This is a genomic window from Oceanirhabdus seepicola (assembly GCF_023684385.1).
Classification (GTDB): Bacteria; Bacillota; Clostridia; order Clostridiales; family Clostridiaceae; genus Oceanirhabdus; species Oceanirhabdus seepicola.
Map to the genome: position 1 here is coordinate 153,504 of NZ_JAGSOJ010000007.1, position 12,142 is coordinate 165,645.

The window sequence follows — 12,142 nt, forward strand, 5'->3', positions numbered from 1 at the left end:
CAAAGGAAGCGAAGCGCATGTACTTTGACAAGCAGGTTTCTGATGGATATATGGAATTTAGATTGATTGATAATCCTCAAGAGATGAAAGAAATTAGAAAAAAGATGAAAACAGGAGAAACAATTAGATGTTCTTTTTATGAAGATAAGGGAGATTTTATTCGAGCTTTTGAACCAATTCCAATAATTAAACAGTATTTCTCATGGGTAAAAAATATTGTAACAAAATGGGATTGGGGACTTTCTACTAAATTAGAAGCAGGTAGACCCGCATTTGATTTAATAAAAGAACGAATACCTACAACTATGACCATAAATATTATAGCGTTAATTTTCTATATTCCTATAGGTCTAACACTGGGTATTATTGCAGCATTAAAAAAGAACAAATCTGCAGATAATGTTATTTCAGTCGCCGTAATGATTATGTATTCAATACCTGGTTTTGTTATTATGATCATGCTTGTTATGATATTTGGATACAATTTAGAGTGGGTACCATCAATATTTCCTGCAAAAGATGCAGATATGGCAGTTAGAATTCGTGGAATGATTTTGCCAGTATTAGCCATGACATTTGGACCAGTGGCAGGGTTAACAAGGCTAACTAGGGCTGAACTCACAGAGGTGTTGACTTCAGAATTCTTACTATTAGCTAGAACCAAAGGCTTAACTAGAAGACAAGCTGTCGTTAGACACGCTATGCGAAATTCCATGGTTCCCTTAGTGCCAAGTATTATATTTTCTTTTGTTGGAATATTATCAGGGTCGGTTATAATAGAAATGATTTATTCTATACCTGGTACAGGTCAAGTAGCTATAAGAGCGCTCACTAAAAATGCGTATGATTATAACGTTATGTTGTGTTCCACTGCGTTTTATGCTACGATTTCACTATTTGCAATATTAATAGTTGATATTACATATGGAGTAATTGATCCAAGAATTCGAATGGGAGGTAAAAAATGATGAATAATGTTAAAGACATTGTAAAACAAGATATCCCTAAAAATCAATTTGAATTTGTACAAAAGGGTCAAAAACTTTACGATCAGAAAATTCAAGGTAAGTCAATAAGCTACATGCAGGATGTTTGGATGAGATTCAAAAAAAATAGAGCAAACGTAACTGCATCAATAATTTTATTAGTTTTAATACTATGCTCAATCTTTATGCCGGGATTATCAGGCAAAAATTATGAAAAGCTTGATGAAAAACTTTCTTTTTTACCTCCAAGAGTACCTTTCTTAGAGAAATTTGGAGTTATGGACGGTACTATATCTATAAAAGATAAGCCTATTGATTTAACAAAAATGGATGAAGAAACAGGATTGTATTTACCTTTGAATTATAACGAAAAAGCAATAGTTATGAAAACTCTTACTAATACACGTGTAGAAAGTTCAGAAAAATCTGAGTATGTTTTAAATGGACAATCTGTACTAAGGTTGGATTATGACTCCTCATCAATTACTGTTGAGTCTAATGAGTTTTATAATTTAGTTAAGGCTAATAATCCTAATATTGAAATTGATGTGTATGAGTTAGACAGTAGTTCTAATGGAAAAATAGAGGTTCTGTTACAATCAGATTTTGGTGGAGATTATACAGTTATTGACACTATAACAGAAACCGGTAAACACAGGGTTAAATTATTTGAGTTAAATCCAGATTTGTATGCTGATGTTGTATCTAAACTTCAACTACGCTATAGTTCAGATAATAAAGGGTCTTATGCTGCAGTCACCAGCGTATCATTATTTGATGATAGTAGTAAAGAACCTGTTTTATTTCATGAAGGATATAATTTATGTAGTTATAAAGTAGTTGATGGAAAAGGTTCGTATCAGAGACAAAATGGGGAGATGATCATTGCATCTTTTAAATACAATAAGTATATAGATGCATTTGATTTAACACATGAAACGGCTTTCTCAGCAAGTAAATATGACAAACTATTAGCAGAGTGGGGCGACAAGGTAGAGAAGATTCCTAACCCTGATAATCCTGATGGATGGTTTTTTAGTGAAGGTTTTCCAATTCGTGAGGTTGTAAGAAAGAATGATACAGTTGAAGTGGATGGGGAAAAATATTCTTCATACGAGGTCTATCTTGATTATGCTGCATACTTAGGATATGATGAGTTACCATACTATTTGTTTGGAACGTCTCAAGCAGGTAGAGATTTATTCTCATTAGTTTGGGTAGGTTTGAGAACATCATTGTATATAGGTTTAGTTGTTACCTTGATAAATGTAAGTATTGGAATTGTGTATGGTGCTATTTCTGGATATTATGGCGGAACTGTGGATTTGTTAATGCAGCGTTTTGCAGAGCTTATGGGTAGACTCCCATGGTTAGTTGTTTTGTCTATAATGGTTGCTTTGTTTGATCCAGGAATTAAAACATTAATATTAACTCTGGTGATAAATGGTTGGATAGCAACGGCAAGTGTAACCAGAATGCAGTTTTATAGATATAAAGGACGAGAATATGTTCTTGCATCCAAGACAATGGGAGCTAAAGATCGACGCTTAATATTTAGGCATATTTTACCTAATGGTATTGGGACAATCATTACATCAAGTGTACTTTCAATACCGGCAGTAATTTTTTTAGAGGCTTCTCTCTCATACTTAGGATTTGGTATTGGGCATGGACAATCGTTCAACATCTTAGGAATGACTTTTTCAGGTGTATCAATAGGTGTATTGTTAGCTGATGCAAGAAATTTCTTGTCTACCTATCCATATTTGACAGTATACCCTTGCGTAATAGTTTCGATATTAATGATTACATTTAATATGTTTGGTAATGCATTGAGAGATGCATTTAACCCATCACTGAGAGGGGTTGAAGATTAATGAATAAGAAATTGATAGTAGAAAATTTAAGTATTTCATTTAGAACAGTTACCGGAAAAGTTAAAGCGGTAAGAGATGTTAATTTTGACCTAAACAAAGGTGAAACATTAGCAATAGTTGGAGAATCTGGCTCAGGGAAGTCGGTTACTACACGAGCTATTATGGGAATATTAGCAGGAAACTCTATAGTTGAAAGTGGGAAAGTTATCTATGAAGGTGAGGATCTTCTTAAGATAACAGAAGAAGAGTTTCATAAAATACGTGGTAAGAAGATAGGAATGATATATCAAGATCCCTTATCTAGTTTGAACCCAATAATGAGAATTGGTAAACAAATAACAGAAGGTTTGTTGCTAAATGGACATCATCTTAAAAATAAAATAGAAGAGCTATATAACGAGGAAAGAGTTGCTTATTGTGTAATCAAGCGAGATGTAAGGGTCTTAAAAAAGAAGATTGCTGAAAACAAAAAGAATAAATTGCCATATAATGATCTAAAAAAACAGGTTGCTGAGTTAAAAAAGCAGTTACCAACAGCCAAAAAAACTATGAATATAGCTAAGAAAAAAGCTACTAAAGTAGTAATGAGCGAATATAAAGAGCAAAAGGCTAAATATCTTGAAGAGATAAAAAAGATTCGTGAAAATGCTGAGGGGCTAGAACCAAAGGTAGTTAAAGAGAAAATAGCAGATAAAAAGGAAGAGCTTAGACGTATTAAAAATGTTACCAAAACGGAAGCAAAAGAAAAGGCTTTAAAGGTTATGAGAGAGGTTGGAATTCCAGATCCTGAAAAAAGGTTTAGGCAGTTTCCATTCCAGTTCTCTGGTGGTATGCGCCAGCGTATAGTTATTGCCATAGTTTTGACTTCTAATCCAGATGTATTAATATGTGACGAACCAACAACCGCTTTGGATGTAACTATTCAAGCACAGATCTTGGAACTTATTAATAAGTTAAAAGAAGAACGTGGATTAACTGTTATTTTCATAACCCATGACTTAGGTGTTGTTGCTAATGTTGCGGATAGAATAGCTGTTATGTATGCTGGTAAGATTCAAGAGATTGGTACTAATGAAGAATTGTTCTACGATCCAAGACATCCATATACATGGGCTTTATTAGGATCAATGCCTGATTTAACTTCAAAGGACAAGCTACTAACTATACCTGGAACACCTCCAGATATGAGATTCCCTCCTAAGGGTGATGCTTTTGCACTTAGAAGTGATTATGCAATGAAAATAGATTTTGAAGAGCAACCGCCTATGTTCAAAATATCAGATTCACACTATGTTGCTTCCTGGCTTTTACATAAAGATTGTCCAGATGTCCAAAGGCCAGCTATACTTGATGAAAGAATAGAAAGAATGAAGGAAATGACAGAAGAATTGAAAAAGGAAATGGAAAAGGAGCATGTTACATATGAGAAACAGCTTAAATATTGATAATAAGATTGAAATAAAACAGAGTGAATTAGCACCCGTTGTCAGTATTAAGAATCTTAAAAAGCACTTTATATCAGGTGTTGGAAAGCAAAAGTTAGTTGTTAAGGCTGTAGACGGTGTAAGTTTTGATATTCAAAGTGGTGAAATATTTGGTTTGGTTGGTGAATCTGGTTGTGGAAAAACAACTTTGGGCAGAACCTTGATAAAGCTTCATGAACCAACAGATGGAACAATCGAATTTTTAGGAAGACCTATAACAGAAGGTATTCAATCTAATATTGAAGCAATCAATGAGGCGAAAGAAATTATTAAAAGCCATAAGGATGCTGAAAAGAAAGCTGAAGCAAAAAATACCATTAAGTTTAATAAAAAAGAGATTAGAAGGAAAAAACGTCAGAATGAAAAGAATGATTATGAGCTAACCAAGAAAATGCAGATGATTTTTCAAGATCCTATCGCATCTCTAGACCCAAGGATGACGGTTAAAGAGATCATCGCTGAAGGTTTAAGAATTTCAGGTGTTAAGAAAGACGATGAAATTACCAAGCAAGTTCATGAGGTACTAGAAACCGTTGGATTAGTGCCTGAACATGCAAATAGATATCCTCATGAATTCAGCGGAGGTCAACGTCAGAGAATTGGTATTGGGAGAGCTTTGGTTCTTAATCCTACTTTCTTGATAGCAGATGAACCAATAAGTGCACTAGATGTATCTATACAGGCTCAAATAATCAATCTCTTAAATGATTTGCGTAAGGAATATGGAATAACCATATTGTTTGTTGCCCATGATTTATCTGTAGTAAAGTATATTAGCGATAGAGTAGGAGTTATGTATTTTGGTAATATGGTTGAACTTGCACCAGCTGATGAATTATTTGCGAACCCGCTACATCCTTATACAAAATCATTACTTTCTGCAGTTCCATTAGCTGATCCAAATTATGAAAAGTACAGGAAAAGAGTAACCTACAATCCGCAAACAACTCATGATTACTCAGAAGAAAAACCGGTTTTTCAAGAAATAAAAGAGGGACATTTTATTCTTGCCAACTCAAAAGAAATGGAAGAATATAGAAGAGAGTTGAAGGGCTAATGCATAGAAAGAGGATTTTTTTTACAATAGCTTTATCTATTCTTATAATGTTACTATTATTGTTTTTAGTATATGATTTTGATATGAGCTTGATGAATCTATCTAATGTACTTTTCTTTATGGGTACAGTTTACTTCTTTCCTGGATTAATTATTGTAACTGGTGCCTCTGAAATATTCAGTAGTGTTGGATATTTAAATAGAAGAATGTTTCGCAAAAATAAAGGTGATGGAAATGACTTCAAAACATTCAACGATTATAAGGAATATAAGCATATAAAGAGTGCGAAGTATAATACCAAAGGTAAAGGAGTAAATATATTACTTGTTGGTGGGGGATATGTTATAATATCCATTGTTATAAGTATGATTATTTGATGGATGTATAAGTTAGAGTTAAAAAGTATACATCTATAGTCACTACAGAAATGAATAAATTATATCGCGTAAAAATCTCCAACTTGGTTTAATTTGAATAAAACCAAGTTGGAGATTTTATTTTGCATTGAAGCAGCTAACGATTCAATTATTACAATAGGAGCAATAGAATGATATATATAATAAGAATGGTAAAATAATTGATAACACTCTTTGATTATGTCAATATATAATAATTCAAAGAATAAAGTATTTAATAAAGATATTTAAAAAGCAGTCTCAACATGAAAAGATATTTAATCGTAAGGAATTTAAATTTAGCAGTGGCAATAACATGTTTATTAGAAAGTAGACATGCTATTGCCACTGCCATGAGATATACAATACTTTGGAATAGTTTTAAGGATGTGAGGAACGAACATGGTTTAAGATAGTCCAAAGTTTCCATATAGAAATGGTGTCTTAAGGGGAGAGATAACTCTTCTTTTAAGAGGGGGGAAGGGGGGGGAGAAACTTATTGTTGTCAAATGAATAAATGGGGAATTTGATTTATTTGTAATATACAATAAAAATTTAAATTATGATAACAGTAGGTTAAATAATGTTGCTTTAAAGGATAATAAAATAAAATCTTTGGAAAAGTTCAAGTGCTGATAAATAATAGAGTCTTTAGAAAGATAAATAAATATCACAATCTTATGAGAATAGTGAGCAGCTCTTGAGTTTGTCCAAAGCGACCATATAGAGAAATTGATTGGGAAGATTAAAATCTTATAAGGGTTAAGGTTTTGTTGTCTTAGATTTATAGAAAATATATAAATATATAAGCTTCTTAATCAACTTCAGATAAAAGTCTATTGTATAGAAGTATACTATTTGTAATCTTTAGAAGTTCCTTATCAAGTATGTCATTTCCTTTTAAATCACATATCATCTTGAACTTTTCAATAGAGCTTTTGGTTATGGGCCCTATTATCCCATCAACAATAAGAGGTTTATTTTCATAAGCTAATATCCCAAGTGAATTTAAGTTCTCCTGGAGTTTATTAATTAGTTCATTGTTACTTTTAGTAATCTTACTTTTAATTTAATCATATTTATATAGCTCATTCTCCTCAATTATATATAAGTTTATTAGGATAATCAGGGTCAGTGCAATATCCACAAGTATAAAGATTATGACAGCCTTCATAATAGTCTTTTGAGTTAATAACAGGTATATATCTAGATGCTTTAGATAGAAGCTCAGCATAATCATCAAAACTATCTTCATAGCTGTTATACTTTCTAAATAAGCACATCATAGGAGTTTTAACTCCATTTATCCATTCATAAGTTTGAAGTTCTTCATATTCAAAACCAGATTTTCTAGTCCTTTTAATACCAAATAGATTATTCCCTTTACAGTATTTTAGCCATCCAGTTTCTAGTATTACTTGAGCGATAGTTACTGATGGCAAAAGTGAATATTTTTCGTCAATCTTTTTTGCATAAGGTAATAATAAAGAAATGACCTTTGACTTGAAACACATTTTATCACCTCCTTCAATATGAATATATGCAGTAAGTTATTTGGTTTGTAATTCTCATTAAAACTATCTCCTAGTATGAAGTTTTTTTTATAAGTCTATAAATATTTTAGTAGCAATAAAACTACAACATTTATAAACTCAATATGTTAAAATATAGTATATGTAAAAAAATAGGAATAAGGAATTTTTATAGGAGAGAAAAAAGGGGGGGAGTTCATGCCTATTAAAGAAACAAAGATAAGATTATTTTCAAGTGAATTTGAAGAAATGATTAATAAAAGGCAGGTTTCTTCAGATACTGTTTTCATAGATAAAAAAATATGGAATGAGTATGGAAAAACCTATAGTATTATGGTTACTGATTTAAGCGGATTTACTAGTAATTCCATTGAGAGAGGAATTTTGAATTTTATTTCATTAATATATGAAGCTATGATTTTAACAGAGGCTATTGTAGAAGAAAACAATGGAGAGATTTTAAAAACAATTGGGGATACATTTGTAATTCTTTTTCCAAATCCTAAGGATTCAGTAAAGTGTGCTATAGAAATTCAAAATGCTTTGAGGGTAAGTAATAAAATAAAAGCTGAAAGTTTAAAGCTGCACATGAGTGTAGGTATTGGATATGGACAAGTCTTAAAAGTAAGTAATAATGATATATTCGGTGTAGAGCTTAATATAGCTAGTAAACTTGGAGAAGATATAGGAATACCTAATGAAATTTTAATTTCAGAAGAGGTTAGGAATTATATAAATGAATACGAACTTCTATATAACTATGAATTAATTACCACAGAATATAATATTGGAAAAGTTTATAAATTAAAGTTTAAGTAACATAGGAAAAAAGAGAATAATATAAGATAAATAATAACCATAACTATGAATACTGCTGTTGATAATAAAGTCCTTGTAAATGACTTTTAAATTGGTAAAGTGACAAAATTAATTCTATTGTAAACCAAAATGATATTGTACTTATAGCTGGTAGTTTGCCAAATGGAGTTCCAAAAGATTTATACTATAAATTGATACTAGAATGTAAAGAAAAGTGTGCTGAAGTTATACTTGATGCGAGATGAGAACAGATGAGATTAGCTTTAAAGGGTAAGCCTATGATAAACCAATCATTGGACTTCAAATAAAGTAACAGATAAAAGCTATTTAGCTAAAGTGTAAAGGAATAGAGGGGATGTTCTTACAAGTCTTAGTTATAAATTAAAGGAATTACCAAATGATTGGTTTAGATTAATAAAGATAAGAGAAATTATGGATAAAAAAGAAGAACTATCAGATAAGAGAGAATTAAAAAGTGAGAAATTAAATATATTAGAATGTGCATTAGAGGATTATAGAAAAGCATCTGAAATATTATTTAAATAGATTAGAAGAGGAATTAAAAGACTATCAAATAGCAATAGAAATAAGAGAAAGATTAGATAAAGAAGGAAAGCTCCCAGATAAAAATTATTTAGTTCAAGTGTACTATAATAGGGTCTTTGTACTTTTAAGGAAAAATCAATATAATGAAGTTTTAGAAGAAGCATTAAAAGGACTAACTATTTATGTTGATAATCTTCATAATGGAAGGTTTTTATATAATATTATAGTTACTTTAATGCATATGGTAACAATGATTTCTAATAAACAAAAATGTTTAGAGAGGTATATTCCATTAGTTGTATCTTGTTTTAAAAGTATTAAAAATAAAGAAGTTACAGAGAAATCTCAAAAGATGCTAGAAGAAATTGCCTTTGTAATTAATGAAAGAATGGAAAAGGAAAATAAGAAAGATGTACAAGAGTTAATCAGTAGAATTAAAGAGATTTCAATAAAAAGACAAGATGATACTAGTGATGAGTTTTTGTTAGCGGATATAATGGAGATTGAAGGTAGTCTTTATGGTTATTACTTTTCTAAGGCTCAGAAGGAGTTACTTGTATTAAGAATTGTAATATCACAAAATAATGTAAAGGTAGAATTTATTGAAGATGTTAAAGAAATTGAAAGCTATAGAGGAATATAGGAAAAAAGGGAACACAAAAAAATCGTAAAATGGTAAAAAAGTCTTAAATATTGATAATAGTTATGATTTCATATACGAGTTAATTAAAAGAATATGAAATTTGAAAGGAGAAGAGAATGAAAAACGTACAATTTAAATTTATTGGACAAGGATCCACTGTTAGTAGTGAGTCAAAATCAGATATCTTAAAACCAAAGAGCAATAGAATATTCTTAGATGTAGGGAATGCCTTAGATTATAAAAATATAATTATTGATAATCATCAAGAATACTCTAAGTACGATAGTAATAAAGAGAGACCTATTAGTGTAGCAAGTATTTGTTACAATGAAAAAGACGATATAGAAGAATATCTTCAAAGAATAGAAGAGGACGAAGTTGAAATTGTACTTCATAGCGAACCAGATATTGATTGTATTGTTTCTGCCTTCATTATTAGTAAGTACCTAAATAATGAAAAGTTACATAAGGATATGTCAATCATAGTAGATTGTGTTGAACAAATTGATTCCGGAAGAATGGAATATAAAAACAATGAAATAATTAATCCTTGTTTCATACCATATGCACTAGATGAGGTTCTTAAAAGACAGAATAATCAAAAAAATAAATATGAAGAGAAAAAAGCTCAAGAGGCGAAAGAAAAAGGAGAAAGAACACATAAGTATGATATTAACGAAGAAGTAGTTCAAAAAGGTTTTAAGTTGATTGAAGTAATTCTAAAGTGCTTAAGTAAACTAGATAAAAAAGAAAAATTTTTAGATAATGTTGATATATCAAAAGAAACAGATCTTTTTGAAGAAGAATTGATGCTTTTAAAGAAAGATTATGATCTTTACTTAGAAGAGAGAAAGAATGCTGAAATATGTTATGAAAGTAAAGTGAAGCTACCTATAAAAAATAGCTATGAGAATGAATTAAAAGAGGTGGATGCTTTATTTTGGAATGGAAAATCAAAGTGTATTCTTCATAAGTATTGGGCAAGACAAGATAAAACTGCTCCTTTAGGAGAAGGATTTATTTTTACATTTATTCTATCACAAATATTAAAAGGAGAGCATCAAGAAAAAAGAATTAAGCATAGGGACATTAATGTTAATAGAGTTATTATATCTGTAAATCCTAGAAGTGATGTTTCATTAAAAGGGTTAGGAGAGGCACTTGAAAAAGGAGAATGCTTTAAGGAGAAAGAATACTTTAAAAGTAGAGTAAGTTTATGGAGGAATAGGGGCAAGTCTAGGTTCCCAGAAGAATGGTGTGATAATGATGATCCATGGTATGATGGAAGAAATTTTGATTACACAATAGTTGATTCTCCAAGAATAGGAAGTCTTATGAGTATTAGTGAAATAAAGCATATTGTTAATAATTTTACTGCTCCATTAGTAGAGGATTATTTAATAAAATATGTTATACCATTCACAATTGATGAAAAGAAATATACTCAACTATGCAAAAAACTCAATAAGATTAAAGGAAATAATCTAGAAGAGGATGAAATTAAAGAATATTTTTGTAAACCAATACAAACATATTTATTTGAAAATTCCATTGAAGAAAGTAATTCTGGAAATCGTAGTTTTAACTGTAATAAATACTCTTATGACATAAAAAGCTTGATAAGAGAAAATATGCTTAATGAAGTTAATGGAAAAACCCTGAATATATCAGATAATATCCTTAATATTATTGTGTTTAAATATGGAATAGGTTTCATTCATTTTGATATTGAAATTCAAAATGAAGAGAGCAATTTGCGTTTTGATGAGATTCTTAATATTAAGTATGATTTAAGCAATAATACTATTGAAGAAAGAATATTCAATAAACTAATTGAAGGAATAAAAATAAAAGAATATGTTGTAGAGAAGAAAAAAGTAATGTTCTTCTCTGGCATTAGTATAAAATCGAATATATATTATGAAGAAAAGCATAAGAAAATGATATATAAGCAGATGAATTCTATGAACTGGAAAGGCGTTAATCATAATTCTAGATATATGAATTATTTCATAGATAGAGATATTATTAAAGCAGACGAAAATACTTATTATGGTTTTAGTAAAAATGGAGGTGCACTACTTATTATTGACGATAATGATAAGTGTGAAAATTGTACAAGCGACCAGAATGGTGAATCAAATAAGTTGAAATGTATTAATGAATGTGGAAGAAATAAAAATAAAAAAAGTATTCATGATTATTTTGGAAAAAACGATTTTTATTTATTTTTAATAGCATTACAACAAAGATTGAGTTTACTAGCTTTTGACAATAAACTATCTGTATATGATAAAAAAAGCCAAAAAAGAGATATACAAAGATTAAGAGGGTTACTGGTTAATTTCACAACACAAGGGTGGTTCAGTGAGGTAACTGAAGATAAGATAGGAACTGTACTTTATAAGAAATGGACAGAAATTTTTGAAAATACAGATTTATATAATGAGATTTATAGCCAGTTATCAGCAGTAGATGATTATTATAAAGCAAAAATGTCAAATCAATTAACACTTATATCAGCCATAACATTTCCTATGGTTTTTATAGGATCAATAGCAGGATTATATGATACAGGATATATGACAAGTGGTAGACAAGTATTTGAGTTAAAATGGATACCAGCTACAGAAGAGATGGTTGGAGCTTTAAGTATAGGTTGGGGATGTTTTTCTACATTCTCTCTTATGGTATTTTTAATTGTTATAATATTTTTCTATCGGAAGAGATAAGCTTCTAAAAGAGATTTTAAATTTGATTTGGAAAGAAAAAGTTAATATCACTTTTTCTTTCCACAATATGA

Annotated in this window: 10 protein-coding genes; 9 read left to right on the forward strand and 1 reads right to left on the reverse strand. The window is 30.1% G+C overall.

Going from position 1 to position 12,142, the window contains the following annotated elements:
• Window positions 1–17: 17 nt before the first annotated feature.
• The 6 genes from KDK92_RS23915 to KDK92_RS23940 all read left to right on the forward strand — a co-directional run bounded on the left by KDK92_RS23915 (window position 18) and on the right by KDK92_RS23940 (window position 6,215).
• Window positions 18–968, forward strand: coding sequence for an ABC transporter permease (locus KDK92_RS23915; RefSeq protein ID WP_250861947.1), 951 nt, complete (start codon window positions 18–20; stop codon window positions 966–968).
• On the forward strand, window positions 965–2,863 hold the full coding sequence (locus KDK92_RS23920) for an ABC transporter permease (RefSeq protein ID WP_250861948.1): 1,899 nt from the start codon (window positions 965–967) through the stop codon (window positions 2,861–2,863). Before KDK92_RS23915 ends, KDK92_RS23920 begins: the two co-directional genes overlap by 4 nt.
• On the forward strand, window positions 2,863–4,308 hold the full coding sequence (locus KDK92_RS23925; RefSeq protein WP_250861949.1) for an ABC transporter ATP-binding protein: 1,446 nt from the start codon (window positions 2,863–2,865) through the stop codon (window positions 4,306–4,308). The genes KDK92_RS23920 and KDK92_RS23925 overlap by 1 nt, the downstream gene beginning before the upstream one ends.
• Entirely contained in the window at window positions 4,286–5,404 is a 1,119-nt protein-coding gene (locus KDK92_RS23930) for an ABC transporter ATP-binding protein (RefSeq protein WP_250861950.1), read from the forward strand. Before KDK92_RS23925 ends, KDK92_RS23930 begins: the two co-directional genes overlap by 23 nt.
• Window positions 5,404–5,781 (forward strand): DUF3899 domain-containing protein, encoded by a 378-nt coding sequence (locus KDK92_RS23935; protein ID WP_250861951.1) that lies wholly within the window; start codon window positions 5,404–5,406, stop codon window positions 5,779–5,781. Before KDK92_RS23930 ends, KDK92_RS23935 begins: the two co-directional genes overlap by 1 nt.
• A 284-nt stretch (window positions 5,782–6,065) precedes the next feature.
• The gene (locus KDK92_RS23940; RefSeq protein ID WP_250861952.1) at window positions 6,066–6,215 is read left to right on the forward strand and encodes a hypothetical protein; all 150 of its coding nucleotides are present in this window, start codon (window positions 6,066–6,068) and stop codon (window positions 6,213–6,215) included.
• 681 nt (window positions 6,216–6,896) lie between these two features.
• On the opposite strand, the gene KDK92_RS23945 is transcribed toward KDK92_RS23940, so the two are convergent.
• Window positions 6,897–7,313: a glycoside hydrolase family 73 protein gene (locus tag KDK92_RS23945; protein ID WP_250861953.1), complete on the reverse strand. Its 417-nt coding sequence runs from the start codon at window positions 7,311–7,313 to the stop codon at window positions 6,897–6,899.
• A gap of 216 nt (window positions 7,314–7,529) precedes the next feature.
• Here KDK92_RS23945 and KDK92_RS23950 point away from each other — a divergent pair, with 216 nt between their 5' ends.
• The 3 genes from KDK92_RS23950 to KDK92_RS23960 all read left to right on the forward strand — a co-directional run bounded on the left by KDK92_RS23950 (window position 7,530) and on the right by KDK92_RS23960 (window position 12,071).
• Window positions 7,530–8,150 (forward strand): adenylate/guanylate cyclase domain-containing protein, encoded by a 621-nt coding sequence (locus KDK92_RS23950; protein WP_250861954.1) that lies wholly within the window; start codon window positions 7,530–7,532, stop codon window positions 8,148–8,150.
• Between the two features lie 643 nt (window positions 8,151–8,793).
• Complete coding sequence (locus KDK92_RS23955) at window positions 8,794–9,339, forward strand: hypothetical protein (protein ID WP_250861955.1); 546 nt, start codon at window positions 8,794–8,796, stop codon at window positions 9,337–9,339.
• Between the two features lie 116 nt (window positions 9,340–9,455).
• The gene (locus KDK92_RS23960) at window positions 9,456–12,071 is read left to right on the forward strand and encodes a hypothetical protein (protein WP_250861956.1); all 2,616 of its coding nucleotides are present in this window, start codon (window positions 9,456–9,458) and stop codon (window positions 12,069–12,071) included.
• Window positions 12,072–12,142: the final 71 nt, after the last annotated feature.